Genomic DNA, 18,062 nt, shown 5'->3' on the forward strand with positions numbered 1-18,062 from the left:
TGCGGCAAGCGCATCGCGCGGTACCCGCTAATGCACGGTGCTGTTGTGCAACGGATCCAGGCGGTCGATGACGCCCTGCATGGCGCTGTCGAAGGCGCCGTCGTTGATGTGCTCGCGCAGCCTGCCCAGGCGCACCATCACCGCCAGTTCTTCCGGCGAAGCGACGCAGAAGCGTACGCCGCGGCGATTGACGAACAGCAGCCGCTGCGAGATCGGGCTCACCCACGACAGCTTGCCCGCCTGCACCTTGCCGTCCTTGTCGACGAAATCCAGCCAAGTGCCGATATCCATCGCACGGAAACGCTCGGCATCGGCGCTGTCGATGCTCTGCGCCACCGCCTCGGCCCCCAGCACCACGCTGACGCTTTCGGCAGCCGGCGGCGGCAGGTTGACCTGCGGCAGTTCCGGCAAGGCCTTTTCCAGCTCCGGGCGCGCTTCGGCGATGGCCTGCAAGGTGTCGTGCAATGCGGTGATGGCCACCACCACCGCGTCGCCATGCAGGCCGACGCTGGCAAATACGCGATGCAGGGCCGGTTGCCAGACCTGCAGCCACGGCTTGCCGACGATGTGGCGACGTGCCTCGGCCAGTTCTTCCAGCAAGCCATCGGCCAGGGCCAGTGCCTCGACGGTGCCCGGACCTTCCTCACCGTCGCGCAGGATCGCCATGGTCAGATGGTGCAGCCACGGCTGACGCAGGAAATCCTCCACGGCCCTGGGCAGCGGCGTGCCGGCCTGCGTGCGCTGTTCCAGCTCCGACAGCGCGCGGCTGCGTGCCAGCTCGAGCTTTTCCTGGCCGCGCTGGGTTTCGGTGGCGCGCCGCTCGGCAATTTCCACCCGGCGCCGGTGCTGCGACAGGAAATCGCGAAATTCCTCTTCCAGGGTCAGGAAGATCGCCAGGTTCTCGTTGAATTCGGCCACCAGGCGGTCGACGATTTCCTCGACCTTGCCCATCAGCACACGCTCGGCAGCGCTGTCGCCGGTGTTGCCTTCGCAGGCCTCGGCCAGCGAATTGAGCAGGCGCCGCGCGGGATGGGTCTTCTGCACGAACATTTTGCGATCCAGCAGCGCAACCTTGACGAAGGGCACCACCAGCCGGCCGATCATTTCGCGCGAGCGGTTTTCCAGATCGCGCTCGTCCAGCATCACGTCGAACAGCATGCCGACCAGGTCGATCGCATCCTCGTCCATCGGGTCCAGGCGCGCGGTCGCCGGGTCCACGCCCAGCCGCGTGGCGCTGGACAGCACTTCGTTCTTCAGCCGCTGCGCCAGCGACTCGGTGTCGTCGCCGATGGCTGCCTGCAGCGTCGCGCTCGGCGTGGCCTGCAGCAGCGACAGCACCGACATCATCTCGCGCTGGCTCAGCGGGCGTTGCTGGCCTACCGCCACCGATGCGGCAGAGGCGGTGTTGTCGCGCACGCTCCGGGTCTGCTGCAGCAGTTCGTGCAACGCTTCCAGCAACATGCCCTGGCTGCCGCCAGGGTGATCGGCCTCACCGCCATCCATGCCGCCGGCAGCGCCGCCACCGGCCTGGCCACGCTGGGCGGCGGCCTGCATGCGGCCGCGGCTGTGCGCCCAGCGGTCCAGGAAGCGGTTGGCCCAGGCCGGTGCGTACTGGTCGCTCTGGTCGTCGCCGCCGATGTCGGCAGCCGCGCCCTGGGCCTCGGCCTGGGCGCGCTCCTCGGGCGTCGTGTCGCCGCGTGGCTGCACGCGCGGCGGCGGGCGCTTGGGCTGGGAAATTTCCGGCATGACGCCAGCCTTGGCCAGCGTCTCGTCCAGGCGCGCATACAGCTTGCCGATCGGCTCGGCCAGGTCGCGCTCGCACAGCTTGATCAGTACAAGGCGCACTTCCGGCGCCAGGTCGCAGGTGGCGAAGGCTTCGTGGATCGCCACGCCCAGATGCTCCGGACCGAGCGGGTTGGTGTCGGCCACCAGTTCCAGGCCGCCGGCGATCCAGCCCAGGCGGCGGTCCACCCGCGCCAGCACCTGCTTGAAGTCGCGCAGCAGCACCGTGGCCAGGTTGCGCACCGCCAACCGCGATTCGAGCACGTGTTCGGGCACCAGACTCAGCGGGCCGGTGCCGATGTCGCCTGCCAGGACCACCTCGGCCGACAGCGGCTCGCCCAGCAACAACGCCTGCCAGCCGTCGTCCAGCTGCTGGCGGAACCGCGTGGCCACTTCGTCGCGCTTGCGGCGCAACTCGCGCATGCCGTCGAGAAACAACAACTGCGATGTGCCCGCGGATTCGGCGCGATCGAACAGCACATCATCAAAGTGTGCGACTGCAGCGGCAAAAACCTGCGCGAGTGCGGGCACGAACACGGCGTGCGCCTGTTCGAGCAAGCGTTGGTCACGGCCCGGATGTCCCGACGGACTGGGCTGAAAAGTCATGCGCAAAGGCTCCCCGCCCCTGCAGGCGTGAAAATATTCAAACGAAAGAAAACAGACGCGGCCCCAAATTCCGCCACCGCATGGTAGGCGTTTCGCTCGTTTGTTAAGTGTGACGCAATTCGCACTTTAGTCGTGACCGCCCAGGGTTTGCGTGTCAGTCGGACATCCTAGCGTGCATCGCTGCGGTGGCGCTTGCCAGCGCGTATTAACCGCCTGCGGGGGTTAAGCCTTCAGCATGTGCGGCCGGTCCAGCGCATCGACGACATCCTGCATCGCGCTGTAGAACGCGTCCTCGTCGCGATGCAGACGCAGGCGGTCCAGCCACACCATCATCGCCAGTTCCTCCGGCGAGGACACGCACAGCCGCCCGCCGCGCCGGTTGACGAACATCAGCCGCCCGGAAATCGGGCTGATCCAGCACAACCTGCCGGCCTGCACACGGCCGTGCCGGTCGACGAACTCCAGGCAGGTGCCGAGCGCCATGCCGCGGAAGAAATCGGCGGTGACACGATCGAATTCCACCTGCGCGGTGGCATCCAGCATCGGCGTCAGCGGCTCGCCGACCGGCTCGGCCGGACCGGGGCTGGGGCGCAGCGCGCTCAAGGTCGGCGCAAACAGGGCGGGATCCGGCGCTCCCGCAGCCGGCACCGATGGCGTGGACAGCAGCGCGCGCTGCAGTTCCTGCAGGGCCAGCTCGGCGTCGCGTTGCGCCAGGCCGGCCAGCGCGAAAGCCTGCAGCAGCTGCGCACGCTGCGGCTCCAGCGCGGTGCCGCCAGGCGCAGCACCCAGTTGCGCCAACACCGCATCGCCCAGGGCCACGGCCGCGTCCAAGGCCGGGCCGGTGCCGTCGCCACGCAACGCCACCTGTTGCACATACGGCTGCCAGACGCGGCCAAGGAAATGCTCGACCAGCGGCGGCAGCGGCCCGCGCGCCAGGCGCTCTGCCAGCGCCTGCGCGGCCGTGCTGCGTGCGGCTTCGCGGCGTTCTTCGGCGCGCTGCAATTCGCTGGCGCGGCGCTCGGCGATTTCCACCCGGCGCCGATACTGTTCGTAACTGGCGCCGAACTCGGCTTCCAGCGTCAAAAACAGCCCCGGATGCTCGTCGAAATCGCGCACCACCGTGTCGATCACCGCCTGCACCTGGCCGAGCAAGGCCTGCTCTGCCGCGGTTTCGCCGGCATTGCCATCGCAGGCGTCGACCAACAGGTTGAGCAGGCGGCGTGCGGGATGGCCGTCGCGCACGAACAGGTGGCCGTCCAGCATCGCCAGCTTGGCCAACGGCACTAGCAACTGGCCGAGCAGGCTGCGCTGCGCATCCGACAGATGGCTCTGCACCAGGATCGCGGCGAACAACAAGGCCACCAGATCCAGCGCGTCCTCGTCGTCGGGGTTGAGGCAGGTGGTGGCCGGATCCACCCCAAGCGCGGCGGCGGCGCGCCTGACCTGCTGCCGCAGGCCACATGCCAGGCCCGAATCGGTGCCGTCGATGGCATCGAAGCCGGCCGCAGGCATGGTCTGCAGCAGCGACAGCGCCGACACCACCTCGCGCGGCGACAGCAGACGCTGCCCGGCAGGTGCGGGCGTGTCGCCATCGGGTTCGCGTTGGCGGCGTGCATGCTGCAGCAAATGGTGCAGGCCGGCCGGCAACAGCTCGCGGCCGCTGCGCAGATGCACGTCGATCGCCTCGACGCCGGCCAACGCGCCCTGCCCGCCCGACCAGTCGGCGAAGAAGCGCGCGATCCAGTCCGGCGTCTCGGCGGCCTGCTCGCCGGCGCCTTCGTCCTGGCGCGGAATGCCGCGCCGCCGGCTGCGCGGCTGCGGCAACTCGCGCAAGCGCGCCACCTGCGCCAGCGCCTGTTCCAGCGCGCCGTAGCGCTGGCCGACGCGTTCCATCAGGTGCTGCTCGCAGACCTTGATCACCGCCAGATGCGCCTTGGGCGCCAGCGTCACCCCCTGAAAGGCCTCGTACAGGGCCACGCCCAGATGCTCCGGCCCGAACGGATTGCTGTCGCCATCGATACGCAGCCCGCCGGCAATGAAGCCGAGATAGCGATTGAGCCGCATCAGCTCCGTGCGCCACTGGTGCTGCAGCGCGCCGGCCAGGTTGCGCACCGCCAGGCGCACCTCCAGGTCCTGCTCGGGCAGCAGGGTCAGCCCGGCCGCACCGCGGCCCAGGCTGCGATCGGCCGACAACGGCCGCCCGGATTCCAGCCCCTGCCAGGCCTTGGCCAGATGCCCGCGGAAACGCGCGGTGATCGGCTCGCGCTGCTGCCGCACCGCCTGGATCGCTTCCAGGAAGTCGTTCTGGGCCGGGCCGGCATCGGCCGCCAGCTGGAACAGCGCCTCGGCCAATGTGTCCTGGAATTGGACAAAGGCATCGGCCAGCGGCACCAGCACAATCTCGCGTACCTGGTCGAGCAGCTGCGAATTGCGGCTGGGGAGCACGGGGGTGGATACGAACTGGGTCATCGGGCGGCGCACAGGACGAACATGGAAGGGATGTCACGACCGGGCCGGCATCGGCCCGCCGCCCATGATGCGGCGGGCGTTGGGAAGGGCCTGTCTATAATTGCCCGCATCCTCGCCTCGACCCGGAATTATGCACGCACCGTATTCGCTCCAGGCGCTGGACGCGCGCCGCTCGGTCCCCTCCAAACAGCTGGGCGAACCCGGCCCGGATGAAGACACCCTGCTGCGCATGCTTACCTCGGCAGTGCGCGTGCCCGACCACGGCAAGCTGGTGCCGTTCCGCTTCTTGCGCATCAGCGGCGATGCCCGCCAGGCACTGGGTGATTTCCTGGCCGAGCGCAGCCTGGCCGCCGACCCGCTGACGCCGCCCGCCGCGGTCGAAAAAGACCGCAACCGTTTCAACGATGCGCCGCTAGTGATCGTGGTGATCGCCGCGCTGCGCCCCGGGCACAAGGTGCCCGAGCAGGAACAGCTGCTCACCGCCGGCTGCGTGTGTTTTGCGCTACTGCAGGCCGCGCAGGCGCATGGCTTCGGCGCGCAGTGGCTGACCGCGTGGATGGCCTACGACCCGGCGGTGACCGGCTATCTGGGCCTGGAGCAGAACGAGCGCATCGCCGGTTTCATCCATATCGGCACCCCGCGCCTGCAGGTGCCAGAGCGCGAACGCCCGGACCCGCGTGCGCTGCTGCGCGACTGGACCCCGTGACCACGCACACCCCCATGCTTGCAGGCGCGCCGCCGTCGATCAGCCGACCGACCCCGCTTTATCTGGTCGATGCCAGCCTGTACGTGTTCCGCGCCTGGCATTCGATCCCGGACGAATTCCAGGATGCGCAAGGCTGGCCGACCAACGCCGTGCACGGCTTTGCGCGTTTCCTGCTCGACCTGCTCGAACGCGAGGATCCGCAGCACATCACCATCGCCTTCGACGAGGCGCTGGACAGCTGTTTTCGGCATGCGCTCTACCCGGCCTACAAGGGCAATCGCACTCCGGCACCGGATGCGTTGCGGCGCCAGTTCGCGCATTGCAAGGCGCTGTGCGCGGCATTGGGCCTGAGCGTGCTGGCGCACCGCGATTACGAGGCCGACGACCTGATCGGCAGCGCCTTGCACAGCGTGCGTGCGCACGGCCTGCGCGGGGTGATCGTGTCGGCCGACAAGGATCTGTCGCAGCTGCTGCTCGAACATGATGAGCAGTGGGATTACGCGCGCAACCTGCGTTGGGGCATGGACGGGGTCAAGGCGCGCCACGGCGTGCACGCCCATCAGATCGCCGACTACCTGGCGCTGTGCGGCGATGCGATCGACAACATTCCCGGCGTCACCGGCATCGGCGCTAAATCGGCGGCGGTCCTGCTGGCGCATTTCGGCAGCCTGGATGCCTTGCTGGAGCGTATCGACGAGATCCCGTTCCTGCGCCTGCGCGGCGCGGCGCAGATGGCCGCGCGCCTGCGCGAGCAACGCGAACACGCGCTGCTGTGGCGTCAGCTCACCACCATCGCACTCGACGCGCCGCTGGCGCTGACCGACGCCGGTTTCACGCGCGCGCCAGCCGATACCGACATGCTGGGCGGCTTGTGCGAGAGCCTGCGCTTCGGCCCGCTCACCCGGCGCCGGTTGCTGGCCGCCTGCGGCGGCGCGCCGGCACCGCGCACTCCCGTTTCCCTGGAACAAGGCCTGCATCCATGAACCGACACGACACCCCGCCCACCGTGGTCTACGAAGGCAAGTACCAGCGCATGGTCGTGCGCGGCACCTGGGAATATTCCGAACGCGTGCACGCCGGCGGCCTGGCCGCGATCATCGTGGCGGTGACCCCGGACGATGCGATGTTGTTCGTCGAGCAGTTCCGCGTGCCGCTGCAGGCCCGCACCATCGAAATGCCGGCCGGCCTGGTCGGCGACGTGCATGCCGACGAGTCGATCGAGCTGTCGGCCATTCGCGAACTGGAAGAAGAAACCGGCTGGACCGCCGAGCACGCCGAAGTGCTGATGATCGGCCCGACCTCGGCCGGCGCCAGCAGCGAGAAGATCGCCTTCGTCCGCGCCACCGGCCTGCGCAAGGTCGGCGCCGGCGGCGGCGATGCCAGCGAAGACATCACCGTGCACGAGATCCCGCGCACGCAGGTCGGCGCCTGGCTGGTGCAGAAGATGGCCGAGGGCTATCAGATGGATCCCAAGCTGTGGGCCGGGCTGTATCTGGTCGATCACGCACTGGACGGCACCCCGCGTGGCTGAAGCGACCGCTGCCCGCCTGCTCGGTGCCGACGATCCCGCGCCGTTCAGCGTGCACAACCCGCAGGCCGCCTCGCCGTGGCTGCTGATCGCCGACCACGCCGGTCAGCGCGTGCCGGCGCGGCTGGCCAATCTGGGCCTGCCGCAGCAGGAACTGGACCGCCATATCGGCTGGGATATCGGCATTGCCGAGGTCACCCGCCTGCTGGCCGATGCGCTGGATGCGGTCGCCATCGCGCAGACCTATTCGCGCCTGGTGATCGACTGCAATCGCCCGCATGGTTCGGCCACGCTGATGCCCGAGGTCAGCGACGGCACCTCGGTTCCGGGCAACCTGCAGCTGTCGGCCGACGATCGGCAGCAGCGCATCGATGCGATCTTTGCGCCATACCACGCGCGCATTGCGGCGGAACTGGATGCACGCGCACAGCGCGGGCAACCCACCGTGCTGGTGTCGATGCACAGCTTCACGCCGATCATGGCCGGCAATGCACGGCCCTGGCATGCCGGCGTGCTGTACAACCGCGACACGCGGCTGGCGCACCGCCTGCTGCAGGCCTTGCGCGACGAGCCGGATCTGGTGGTTGGCGACAACCAGCCCTACGCGGTCAGCGACACCAGCGACTATGCGATTCCGGTCTACGGCGAAGGCCGCGGACTGCTGCATGTGGAGCTGGAACTGCGCCAGGACCTGATTGCCGATGCCGCCGGGCAACAGGCGTGGGCACAACGCCTGGCACGCATCCTGCCGCCGCTGGCGCAGGCACTGCTGCCGCACTGACTCCTACGGAGCATGCGGCGGCCGCGCTGATCCGCAGCCTCGGTGACGACGGTAGCCTCGTAGGAGCGCACCCGGGCGCGACAGGCCGTCCCGTTACCCTACGTCGCGCCCGGGTGCGCTCCTACCGCTGGCGCGCGAGCGCTGCTGCAGCTTCCCGTGCACGCTCGCGGTTGCGCTCAGGCGAACCCGTCGGTGGCGCGCACCAGCGCATCGACATTTTCCGGCTCGAAGGCCGAATGCCCCGATGCCGGGCTGATCTGCAGCTGCGCCTTCGGCCATACCTTGTGCAGGTCCCAGGCGCTTTGCAGCGGGCACACCACGTCGTAACGGCCGTGCACGATCACGCCGGGGATGTCGGCGATGCGGTGCGCGTCACGCAGCAGCTGGTCTTCGACCTCGAAGAAACCGCCGTTGACGAAGTAGTGGTTCTCGATGCGCGCGAACGCCAGGGCGAAGTGCGCGTCCTCGTGTCCGGTGACGAAGTCGGCGTCCACATGCAGGAAGCTGGTAGCACCTTCCCACACGCTCCACGCCTTGGCCGCGGCCAGACGCGTGGCTTCGTCGTCGCTGGTCAGGCGGCGATGGAAGGCGGAGATCAGATCGGCGCGCTCCACCACTGGAATCGCGTTGACGTAATGCTCCCAGGCATCCGGGAACAGCCGGCTGGCGCCCTGCTGATAGAACCACTCCAGCTCGAAACGGCGCAGCAGGAAGATGCCACGCAGCACCAGCTCGGTGACCTGCTGCGGATGGGTCTGCGCATAGGCCAGCGCCAGGGTCGAGCCCCAGCTGCCACCGAACACCTGCCAGCGCGCGATGCCCAGGTGTTCGCGCAGGCGCTCGATGTCGGCGACCAGGTCCCAGGTGGTGTTGTTCACCAGATCGGCATGCGGGGTGGAACGGCCTGCGCCGCGCTGGTCGAACAGCACGATGCGGTATTTGGCCGGGTCATGGAAGCGCCGCATCTTGTCGTTGCAACCGCCGCCGGGGCCGCCGTGCAGCATCACCACCGGCTTGCCCTGCGGATTGCCGCACTGTTCGAAATACAGCGTGTGGCGGTCATCGACCTGGAGGGTGCCGTGGTCGTACGGCGTGATCTCGGGATAGAGCGTGCGCATGCGTCGGTCCTGCGGGAAACCGCTAGTGTATCGGCACCCGGTCTGCACACGCGGGCGCCCCATGCGATCGAGCCAGGGCGGGCGCACGGCGAAGCGCGAGGACGTGGAGCGACGGAGCCAAGCTCCTGCACGCAGCGCCGGACGGGCACGGTCGGTGCCCGGAAGCGGCATGTCCTGTTTCAGCTCCGAGCGCGCCGTCCCCCTCCACCTGGCGACCGCTCCGTGGCCGGCCGCGCTAGCCCGCAGCGGGCGACCAGCGCCCCGACGTCACCCGGTCACGCTGCTCCAGGTCCTGATGCGTGGCCACCGCGTCGAACCCACGCGCCTGCAGCAGCCCGGCCACCGCCGCGCCCTGGTCCCAGCCGTGTTCGAGCAGCAGCCAGCCGCCCGGTAGCAGATGCGCAGGCGCATCGGCGACGATCAGGCGGATGTCGTCCAGGCCATCGGGGCCGGAAGCCAATGCACTGGCCGGCTCGTAGCGCAGGTCGCCTTCGCCCAGATGCGGATCCTGCGCGGCGATATACGGCGGGTTGCTGGCGATCAGGTCGAAGCGCTCGCCGGCCAGTGGCGCGAACCAGTTGCCCTGCCGGCATTCGACATTGCGCAAGCGGTGGCTGTCGGCATTGCGCCGGGCAACTGCCAGCGCCGCCGCGCTGGCATCGGTGGCGATTACCTGTGCCTGCGGCCGCTCGCTGGCGATGGCCAGCGCGATCGCGCCACTGCCGGTGCCCAGATCGGCAACGCGGCGGCCCGGCCGGGCGTCCAGGCGCTCAAGTGCCAGCTCGACCAGCACCTCGGTGTCGGCGCGCGGGATCAGCGTGGCGGTGGAGACCGCCAGATCCAGCGTCCAGAACCCCCGCGTGCCGGTCAGGTAGGCCACCGGTTCGCCGGCCTGGCGCCGCTGCACCAATGACTCGAACGCCTGCGCGACAGACGGCTCGACCGGATCGCGGCCATGCGCGAACAGCCAGGCGCGGTCGCGGCCCAGCGCGTGCAGCAGCAGCGGCTCGGCATCACTGCGCTCGATCCGCTCGACCGCACGCCGCAGCAGCTGCTCGGCGGCAAGACCGGCTGGGTCCTCACTCATACGGATCATTCACTCATGCGCAACATCGGCTGACCATTATCGGAGATGGAATCGGCCCCTGCAGCGGCAGACGCCGCCTGCAAACTCGATAGCCACAGCCTATCTATACAATTCCATCAATCGATTTGAGAAATCTATCGATCCTACCTACCATGGCGACTGTTCCATCCCCCGCCCCCTTCATCGCACGAGGAAACTCAATGTCTCTTATCAACACTCAGGTCCAGCCGTTCAAGGCGAATGCGTACCACAACGGCAACTTCATCGAAGTCACCGAGGCCAGCCTGAAGGGCAAGTGGTCGGTGCTGATCTTCATGCCGGCCGCCTTCACCTTCAACTGCCCGACCGAAGTGGAAGACGCCGCCGACAACTATGCCGCGTTCCAGAAGGCAGGCGCCGAGGTCTACATCGTCACCACCGATACGCACTTCTCGCACAAGGTGTGGCACGAAACCTCGCCGGCCGTGGGCAAGGCGCAGTTCCCGCTGATCGGCGACCCGACCCACAAGCTGACCCGCGCGTTCGGCGTGCACATCGAAGAAGAAGGCCTGGCCCTGCGCGGCACCTTCATCATCAACCCGGACGGCGTGATCAAGACCCTCGAGATCCACGACAACGCGATCGCCCGCGACGTCACCGAGACGCTGCGTAAGCTGACTGCTGCCCAGTTCGTCGCCAACAACCCGGGCCAGGTCTGCCCGGCCAAGTGGAAGGAAGGCGCCAAGACCCTGGCTCCGTCGCTGGACCTGGTCGGCAAGATCTAAACCGACTGACACCTCCGGCCTGTGGTTGAGGCCGGAGCATCTCCGGCCCAGCACTGGGCCGGGGGTGAACCGGAGCCGGTGCCGGGCTGCCCGCCAGCCATCGCCAGCACGCATTCCCGACATCGCGCCGGCTGCGGTTCATCCCCTTCCTCCCCGGCGACCTGCCTCAGCGCAGCGACGCCACGCCCTCCCCTTGCCCATTCCCAGGAGTTCTCCATGTTGGATGCCAACCTCAAGACCCAGCTGACCGCCTACCTGGAACGGGTTACCCGTCCGATCCAGATCAATGCCTCGATCGACGACAGCGCCGGCTCGCGCGAAATGCTCGACCTGCTCGAGGATCTGGTGCTGCTGTCGGACAAGATCAGCCTGGACATCCACCGCGATGACAACCAGCGCAAGCCCTCGTTCGCGCTGACCACGCCGGGCCAGGACATCTCGCTGCGCTTTGCCGGCCTGCCGATGGGCCACGAGTTCACCTCGCTGGTGCTGGCGCTGCTGCAGGTGGGCGGTCACCCGTCCAAGGCCGCCGCCGAGCTGATCGAGCAGGTGCAGCACCTGGATGGCGACTACCAGTTCGAAACCTATTTCTCGCTGTCGTGCCAGAACTGCCCGGACGTGGTGCAGGCGCTGAATCTTGCCGCCGTGCTCAACCCGCGCATCAAGCACGTGGCCATCGACGGTGCGTGGTTCCAGGACGAGGTCGAAACCCGCCAGATCATGTCGGTGCCCACCGTCTACTTGAACGGCGAGCTGTTCGACCAGGGCCGCATGACGCTGGAACAGATCGTCGCCAAGCTCGACACCAACGCGGCCAAGCGCGACGCCGCCAAGATCGCCGCCAAGGACGCCTTCGAGGTGCTGGTGGTCGGCGGTGGCCCGGCCGGCTCGGCAGCGGCCGTCTACGCCGCGCGCAAGGGCATCCGCACCGGCGTGGCCGCCGAGCGTTTCGGTGGTCAGGTGCTGGACACCATGTCGATCGAAAACTTCATCTCGGTACCGGAAACCGAAGGCCCGAAGATGGCCGCCGCGCTCGAGCAACACGTGCGCCAGTACGACGTGGACATCATGAACCTGCAGCGCGCCGAGCAGCTGATTCCGGCCGGTGCCGATGGCCTGATCGAGATCAAGCTCGCCAATGGCGCCTCGCTCAAGAGCAAGACCGTGATCCTGTCCACCGGCGCGCGCTGGAGGCAGATGAACGTGCCAGGCGAAGAGCAATACAAGAACAAGGGCGTGGCCTATTGCCCGCATTGCGATGGCCCGCTGTTCAAGGGCAAGCGCGTGGCGGTGATCGGCGGCGGCAATTCGGGCGTCGAGGCGGCGATCGATCTGGCCGGTATCGTGGCGCATGTCACGCTGGTGGAGTTCGACGACAAGCTGCGCGCCGACGAAGTGCTGCAACGCAAGCTGCGCAGCCTGCACAACGTGCGCATCATCACCAGCGCGCAGACCACCGAAGTGCTGGGCGATGGCCAGAAGGTCACCGGCCTGGTCTACAAGGACCGTACCGGCGGCGACATCCAGCACGTGGATCTGGAAGGCGTGTTCGTGCAGATCGGTCTGCTGCCCAACACCGAATTCCTCAAGGGCTCGGTGGCGTTGTCGCCACGCGGCGAAATCATCGTCGACGACCGAGGCCAGACCAATGTTCCGGGCGTATTCGCTGCCGGCGACGCCACCACGGTGCCGTACAAGCAGATCGTGATCGCGATGGGCGAAGGTTCCAAGGCTGCGTTGAGCGCGTTCGATTACCTGATCCGCTCCAGTGCACCGGTCAGCGCCGACAACGTCGCCCAGGCAGCATAAGCGCACTCAAGCCAGCGCCCGGCCAGCCCGGGCGCTAAGCTCCAGTCGTACCCCGTCACCGCAATGAGGGCTGCTGCACATGAATCTGCGTGACCTGAAATATCTGGTCGCCCTGGCCGACCACAAGCATTTCGGCCGTGCTGCGACGGCCTGCTTCGTCAGTCAACCGACGCTGTCCACACAGATCAAGAAACTCGAAGACGAGCTCGGCGTGCCGCTGGTGGAACGTGCGCCGCGCAAGGTGATGCTGACCCCGGCCGGCCGCGAAGCGGCGATGCGCGCGCGCGGCATCGTGGCCGAAGTGGAACAGATGAAGGAAGCCGCGCGGCGCAGCCAGGATCCGGAAGCCGGCACCGTGCGGCTGGGCATCTTTCCCACCCTGGCGCCGTATCTGTTGCCGCATGTGGTGCCGCGGATCCGCGAGCGATTCCCGCGCCTGGAACTGCTGCTGATCGAGGAAAAAAGCGATCAGCTGGTGCACCAGCTGCGCGAAGGCCGGCTGGATGCGGCGCTGCTCGCACTGCCGTTGCAGGATGAGCAACTGCATGCCGAATTCCTGTTCGAGGAACCCTTCGTGCTGGCCGTGCCGGAAGGCCATCCGCTGTCGCGCCACGACAGCATGACGCTGGACGATCTGTCCGAGCAGCGGCTGTTGCTGCTGGAAGATGGCCACTGCCTGCGTGAGCAGGCGCTGGATGTCTGCCATCTTGCCGGCGCGCTGGAAAAATCCGAATTCCAGGCCACCAGCCTGGAGACGCTGCGCCAAATGGTGGCTGCCAATGTCGGTGTGACCTTGCTGCCGCTGCTGGCGGTCAAGCCGCCGGTCGCGCGCTCGGAGAACATCCGCCTGATCCGTTTCCGCGAAGACAAGCAGCCCAGCCGCCGCATCGCCATGGCCTGGCGCCGCAGCTCGGCCATGACCGCGTTCCTGGAGCAGCTGGCGCAGTTGTTCAAGGAGCTGCCGGAGAGCCTGTTCACGTTGGACCAGCCGGCGACCGGGCCCAAGGCGGTTGCGGCCTGAGGAATCGGGAATCGGGAATCGGGAATCGGGAATCGGGAAATCGTTTCATGGCTGCGGTTGCTTGACGTGTTTTTTTTCACCTTTTCTTGGACATAAGCGACGCGCAAGCGTCGTTTTTTGTTCGGTGGGTGGTTATGGCGCGATGTCTCTGGAAGCACCTGGCGGTTGTGGTGTCATTGGCACGTGGTGGACTCGGACGGGAAACTTCAAGTCAGCCGCTTGTCGCTGAGTGAAGGCGCGCACCTGAGCGCTGCAACACTGCCGTGCTTGCGTGGTTCTATGGCCACGGCCCGCAACTGGTAGTGCCGCGCCTGCCTCGCCCGACGCATGCCGTGCACTGCGCCATCTCGCCATGCATTGCGATCGGGCAGCGGCGCCCTCATCTGGGCAGTGAGGCTTGCCATGTTGGCGGGCCGTCATCGTCAAGGAGATTGCCATGACTTCGCAGCACCACAGCGGCTTGCCGCCATCCATCCTGGTTTCCAGCCACGACCTCGCCCGGCTCGAGGCCCTGCTCGATTCCCCCGCTTTCAACAAGCACCCGGCCGCCACCGCGCTGAGTGACGAACTGGGCCGTGCACGCGTCGTGCCGCCCGACCAGATTCCCGGCGATGTCGTCACCATGCACTCCCGCATCGATTGCGAAGATGAGCTGCATGGCGAACGACATACGCTCACCCTTGTGTATCCGCACGAGGCCGATGTGCAGCACGGCCGCATCTCGGTGCTGGCGCCGGTCGGCACTGCGCTGCTCGGCCTGTCGGTCGGTCAGAGCATCGACTGGCGCACGCCCGACGGGCGCGACCTGCGTCTGCGCGTCAGCGCCGTGCACGATCAACATGCCCTGGCCGGCGCCTGACTTCCCACGCCAGGCGCGCTACCGTAGCGCGCTGCGTCCTATCCACGACCCGTTCCACGATTCGAGAGAACCCGCATGACTGCTCCCTCCAAGCTTGCCCAGTTGCGTGACCTGTCCGTCGTCGTTGCCGACACCGGCGACTACGACGCCATCAAGCGCCTGAAGCCGGTCGACTGCACCACCAATCCCACCCTGGTCAAAAAGGCATTGGATCTGCCGGTGTATGCCGACCTGATCGAGCGCGAACTGGCCTGGGGCCGCGAACACGGCGGCGAAGACCGCGCCAGCACCGTCAACGAAGTGGCCGACCGCCTCACTATCGGCGTCGGCGTCAGGCTGGCCGAGCTGGTCCCCGGCCGCGTCTCCACCGAGGTCGATGCCGACCTGGCGCACGACACCGAGGCGACCATCGCCAAGGCGCGCAAGTTCATTGCGATGTACGCCGAGCGTGGCGTGTCCAAGGACAAGATCCTGATCAAGATCGCGGCCACCTGGGAAGGCATCGAGGCCGCGCGCCAGCTGCAGCGCGAAGGCATCGACTGCAATCTGACCCTGATCTTCAACCGCTCGCAGGCGCTGGCCTGTGCGGAAGCGGGCGTGTTCCTGATCTCGCCGTTCGTCGGCCGGATCCTGGACTACTACGTCGCCCAGGGGCAGACCCCGGCCAGCATCGACGAAGATCCGGGCGTGGTGTTCGTGCGCACGGTCTACAACGAGTTCAAGCAGCGCGGCTCGTCCACCGTGGTGATGGGCGCCTCGTTCCGCTCCACCGCGCAGATCGAAGCCCTGGCCGGTTGCGACCGGCTGACCATCTCGCCGGAGCTGCTGGAAAAGCTCGATGCCGAATATGGCGAACTGCCGCGCAAGCTCTCGCCTGCGCAGGCCGATAACGCGCAGATCACCCCGATCGACAGCGACAGCTTCGCCACCGATCTGGCGGCCGACCCGATGGCCACCGAAAAGCTGGCCAGCGGCATCGATGCCTTCGCCAAGGATCTGCAGGCACTGCGCAAGACCATCACCGACAAGCTCGCCGGCTGATTGCAGCACCGCGGGTCGCAATACCAACGCCTGCAGCCTGGTGGCTGTGGGCGTTTTGGTTTTTGCAATCTGGCTGCGCAGCACACGATGCAGCCACGACGCGTAAGGCAAGGCCCTCGCGATGCTGGCATTGGAAACTGCGGCCGGCCTGGGCCGCCGTACTTTCCAGTCACCGTCGAGCTTGTGGACGCATTGACGCCCGCACAGCCGCCACCAAGCTGCCATGCGCGCGTTTTGGCCTGATCTGCGCGCGGTTCGGCGTCGTTCTCCACACGTCGCTTACACCCGCGCAACCCGCACTGCCTAGAATCCGGGTTCCTCAACTGGCGTAGCGGACAATGGCAAACATTGCAGTGGTGATGGTCGACGGCGTGGCCGATTGGGAAATTGGCGTTGTCCTGCCGGCGGCGCGCGAATGGTTCGGCGACCAGGTCGCCATCGCCAGCATCGATGGTCAGCCGGTGCAGTCGATCGGCGGGCTGCGCATCACCCCGGACTTTGCTCTCTCCGATCTAGCGCCGCTGGACGCCGATCTTTGGATCCTGCCCGGCAGCGAGCGTTGGCAGGCCGGCGAAATTCCCGGCCTGAGTGGCCTGCTGGTCGAGCGCGTGCAGCACCAGCGCCCGGTCGCGGCGATCTGCGGCGCCACCATCGCCCTGGCCTACGCCGGCCTGCTCGACCAGCGCGCGCATACCAGCAACGCGCTGGCCTTCCTGCAGGAACACGTGGTGCCGTATGCCGGTGCTGCGCAATACCGGCACGAAAAGGTGGTGACCGCCGACGGCGTGATCACCGCACCCGGCACCAGCCCGGTCGGCTTCGCGCTTGCCTGCATGCGACTGCTGCATCCGGAGCGCACCGACATGCTCGCCCAGCTGCGCGGCATGTTCGCCGGCGAGTTCGTCTGATCCAGCGGATTCCGGCACGCCTGGCGCATTGGCTGCACTGACTGGATGCAGTGGGTCGCCGCACCGATCCATTGCACCGATTGGCGGTCGGGATTGACCGCAATGATGCGCCGGGCCGGTTCGCCGCTCGGCCACCCGCGGCGGTGCCGGCGCGTGGTGTGCACGCCGCAAAAAAAGATGGCCACGCCGTCTCCGGCGTAGCCATTCAAGTTGCCTGGCATGCACTCCCATGCGCTGCCTGATCGTGATAACGCTGCCGGTCACTGTTGGCCATCGGCACGCCGCCACGATCACGTGGATGACAGCGCTTCAATCCGGCCCGCCTTTCCGTCAGGCATCCAGCCCGATCGGGCAGCTCACTCCCGTTCCGCCAAGCCCGCAATAGCCATTGGGATGCTTGGCGAGATATTGCTGGTGATCGTCTTCGGCGTAGTAGAACGTAGGCGCCGGGAAACGGATCTCCGTGGTGATCGCGCCATACCCGGCGGCGTCCAGTTGCTGCTGGTACGCATCGCGGCTGGCAAGCGCAGCGTCGTATTGCGCCTGTGTCGTGCAATAGATCGCCGAGCGGTATTGCGTGCCGACGTCGTTGCCCTGCTGCATGCCCTGGGTGGGGTCGTGGCTTTCCCAGAACGTGCGCAGCAACTGTGCGAACGACACCGACGCTTCGTCGTACACCACCAACACCGCTTCGGTATGGCCGGTCTGCCCGGAACACACTTCGCCGTAGGTGGCGTTGGGTGTCTCGCCGCCGGCGTAACCCACCGCCGTGGTGTACACCCCTGGCAGGTTCCAGAACTTGCGTTCTGCACCCCAGAAGCAGCCGAGCCCGAACTGCACCTGGGCCAGGCCGGTGAACTCCCCGCGCAACGGATGGCCGTTGATTAGGTGGGTGTTGTGGAGCGGTAGTGCCTGCGCGCGTCCGGGCAAGGCCTCGCCCGGACGTGGCATGCGTTGTTTGAAAGCGCCGATTCCCAGCATGGTGCAACTCCGCAATCGTGAGGATTGCCTGCTGGATGGCGCCGGCCGTAGCGGCTTTCAAGCCACTACGGCCAATGCGGCGTTACTTCCTGGTCACCGAGGCGGTGGCGGTGTCCACTTCCGGCATCGCCGAGCTGTGGTGATTGATGATCAGCCACTTGCCGTCGCGCTTCTCGTACACGAAGGTGTAGCGCGCCTGCACGTCGGTTTTCTTGCCGTCCTTGTCGGTCAGCGTGAAGGTGTAGACACCCGCATCCACCGCGCTGTCGTCATCGAGCACACGCACGGTGCGGTAGTTGACGACGCCCTGCGGCTTCTTGGTCAGGAACATCTCGAAGTACTTTTCGATCTGCTCGCGCGAGGCGCGGACCTCGTTGGACACGGTCGGCAGCAGCACGCCGTCCGGGGCGTACAGGTCGGCCACCTTGTCCGGATTGCCGGTAGCCAGTGCCGCGTTCCAGGTGTCGAACAGCGCGGCGACTTCGCGTTCTTCGCCGCCGGCCGGCAACGTGGCCTTGTCGGTGTAGTGCATCACGCCGCCAGCCAGCGCCGGGGTGGCAGCCAGAGCCAGAACCAGAGAGAACAGAGTGCGACGCATGGGA

The 18,062-nt window shown here is 67.2% G+C and carries 16 protein-coding genes; 10 read left to right on the top strand and 6 right to left on the bottom strand.

Annotated features, from left to right (window positions below; translation table 11 throughout):
* Nucleotides 1–27 precede the first annotated feature (27 nt).
* Nucleotides 28–2,388 carry a PacR family protein gene (gene pacR / locus DYQ94_RS07175; RefSeq protein WP_126966987.1) on the bottom strand — a complete coding sequence of 787 codons (2,361 nt, stop codon included), beginning with the start codon at nt 2,386–2,388 and terminating at the stop codon, nt 28–30.
* 222 nt (nt 2,389–2,610) lie between these two features.
* Complete coding sequence (locus DYQ94_RS07180) at nt 2,611–4,857, bottom strand: DUF1631 domain-containing protein (RefSeq protein ID WP_126966988.1); 2,247 nt, start codon at nt 4,855–4,857, stop codon at nt 2,611–2,613.
* Nucleotides 4,858–4,987: 130 nt separating this feature from the next.
* On the opposite strand from DYQ94_RS07180, the gene DYQ94_RS07185 reads away from it, so the two are divergent.
* From DYQ94_RS07185 to DYQ94_RS07200, 4 genes are read left to right on the top strand one after another with little or no spacing between them, the layout of a single operon-like run.
* A complete protein-coding gene (locus tag DYQ94_RS07185) occupies nt 4,988–5,563 on the top strand; it encodes a nitroreductase family protein (RefSeq protein ID WP_039514249.1) in 576 nt (191 codons plus the stop codon).
* A gap of 14 nt (nt 5,564–5,577) precedes the next feature.
* The gene (locus tag DYQ94_RS07190) at nt 5,578–6,546 is read left to right on the top strand and encodes a 5'-3' exonuclease (RefSeq protein ID WP_179465010.1); all 969 of its coding nucleotides are present in this window, start codon (nt 5,578–5,580) and stop codon (nt 6,544–6,546) included.
* Nucleotides 6,543–7,094 carry an NUDIX hydrolase gene (locus DYQ94_RS07195; RefSeq protein WP_024940626.1) on the top strand — a complete coding sequence of 184 codons (552 nt, stop codon included), beginning with the start codon at nt 6,543–6,545 and terminating at the stop codon, nt 7,092–7,094. The genes DYQ94_RS07190 and DYQ94_RS07195 overlap by 4 nt, the downstream gene beginning before the upstream one ends.
* A complete protein-coding gene (locus tag DYQ94_RS07200; RefSeq protein ID WP_160955071.1) occupies nt 7,087–7,872 on the top strand; it encodes an N-formylglutamate amidohydrolase in 786 nt (261 codons plus the stop codon). The genes DYQ94_RS07195 and DYQ94_RS07200 overlap by 8 nt, the downstream gene beginning before the upstream one ends.
* Before the next feature lie 176 nt (nt 7,873–8,048).
* On the opposite strand, the gene pip is transcribed toward DYQ94_RS07200, so the two are convergent.
* Nucleotides 8,049–8,990, bottom strand: coding sequence for a prolyl aminopeptidase (gene pip / locus DYQ94_RS07205; protein WP_039512881.1), 942 nt, complete (start codon nt 8,988–8,990; stop codon nt 8,049–8,051).
* A gap of 235 nt (nt 8,991–9,225) precedes the next feature.
* Nucleotides 9,226–10,077, bottom strand: coding sequence for a peptide chain release factor N(5)-glutamine methyltransferase (prmC, locus tag DYQ94_RS07210; RefSeq protein ID WP_160955072.1), 852 nt, complete (start codon nt 10,075–10,077; stop codon nt 9,226–9,228).
* A gap of 200 nt (nt 10,078–10,277) precedes the next feature.
* Here prmC and ahpC point away from each other — a divergent pair, with 200 nt between their 5' ends.
* The 6 genes from ahpC to DYQ94_RS07240 all read left to right on the top strand — a co-directional run bounded on the left by ahpC (nt 10,278) and on the right by DYQ94_RS07240 (nt 16,479).
* The gene (ahpC, locus tag DYQ94_RS07215; RefSeq protein ID WP_016900725.1) at nt 10,278–10,841 is read left to right on the top strand and encodes an alkyl hydroperoxide reductase subunit C; all 564 of its coding nucleotides are present in this window, start codon (nt 10,278–10,280) and stop codon (nt 10,839–10,841) included.
* Nucleotides 10,842–11,057: 216 nt separating this feature from the next.
* Nucleotides 11,058–12,650, top strand: coding sequence for an alkyl hydroperoxide reductase subunit F (gene ahpF / locus DYQ94_RS07220; protein ID WP_102255738.1), 1,593 nt, complete (start codon nt 11,058–11,060; stop codon nt 12,648–12,650).
* 79 nt (nt 12,651–12,729) lie between these two features.
* Nucleotides 12,730–13,671: a LysR substrate-binding domain-containing protein gene (locus tag DYQ94_RS07225; protein ID WP_024940621.1), complete on the top strand. Its 942-nt coding sequence runs from the start codon at nt 12,730–12,732 to the stop codon at nt 13,669–13,671.
* Nucleotides 13,672–14,107: 436 nt separating this feature from the next.
* Nucleotides 14,108–14,530, top strand: coding sequence for a nucleoside diphosphate kinase regulator (rnk, locus tag DYQ94_RS07230; protein WP_054591346.1), 423 nt, complete (start codon nt 14,108–14,110; stop codon nt 14,528–14,530).
* A 75-nt stretch (nt 14,531–14,605) separates the two neighbouring features.
* On the top strand, nt 14,606–15,571 hold the full coding sequence (tal, locus tag DYQ94_RS07235) for a transaldolase (RefSeq protein WP_160955073.1): 966 nt from the start codon (nt 14,606–14,608) through the stop codon (nt 15,569–15,571).
* A 338-nt stretch (nt 15,572–15,909) separates the two neighbouring features.
* On the top strand, nt 15,910–16,479 hold the full coding sequence (locus DYQ94_RS07240) for a type 1 glutamine amidotransferase family protein (RefSeq protein WP_016900730.1): 570 nt from the start codon (nt 15,910–15,912) through the stop codon (nt 16,477–16,479).
* A 330-nt stretch (nt 16,480–16,809) separates the two neighbouring features.
* On the opposite strand, the gene msrA is transcribed toward DYQ94_RS07240, so the two are convergent.
* Together msrA and DYQ94_RS07250 are read right to left on the bottom strand one after the other, a co-directional pair.
* Nucleotides 16,810–17,460 (bottom strand): peptide-methionine (S)-S-oxide reductase MsrA, encoded by a 651-nt coding sequence (msrA, locus tag DYQ94_RS07245; protein WP_102252716.1) that lies wholly within the window; start codon nt 17,458–17,460, stop codon nt 16,810–16,812.
* 82 nt (nt 17,461–17,542) lie between these two features.
* On the bottom strand, nt 17,543–18,058 hold the full coding sequence (locus tag DYQ94_RS07250) for an SgcJ/EcaC family oxidoreductase (RefSeq protein WP_024938253.1): 516 nt from the start codon (nt 18,056–18,058) through the stop codon (nt 17,543–17,545).
* Nucleotides 18,059–18,062 lie beyond the last annotated feature (4 nt).

The sequence above is a fragment of the Xanthomonas sp. LMG 8993 genome (assembly GCF_009835065.2).
GTDB lineage: Bacteria > Pseudomonadota > Gammaproteobacteria > Xanthomonadales > Xanthomonadaceae > Xanthomonas > Xanthomonas arboricola.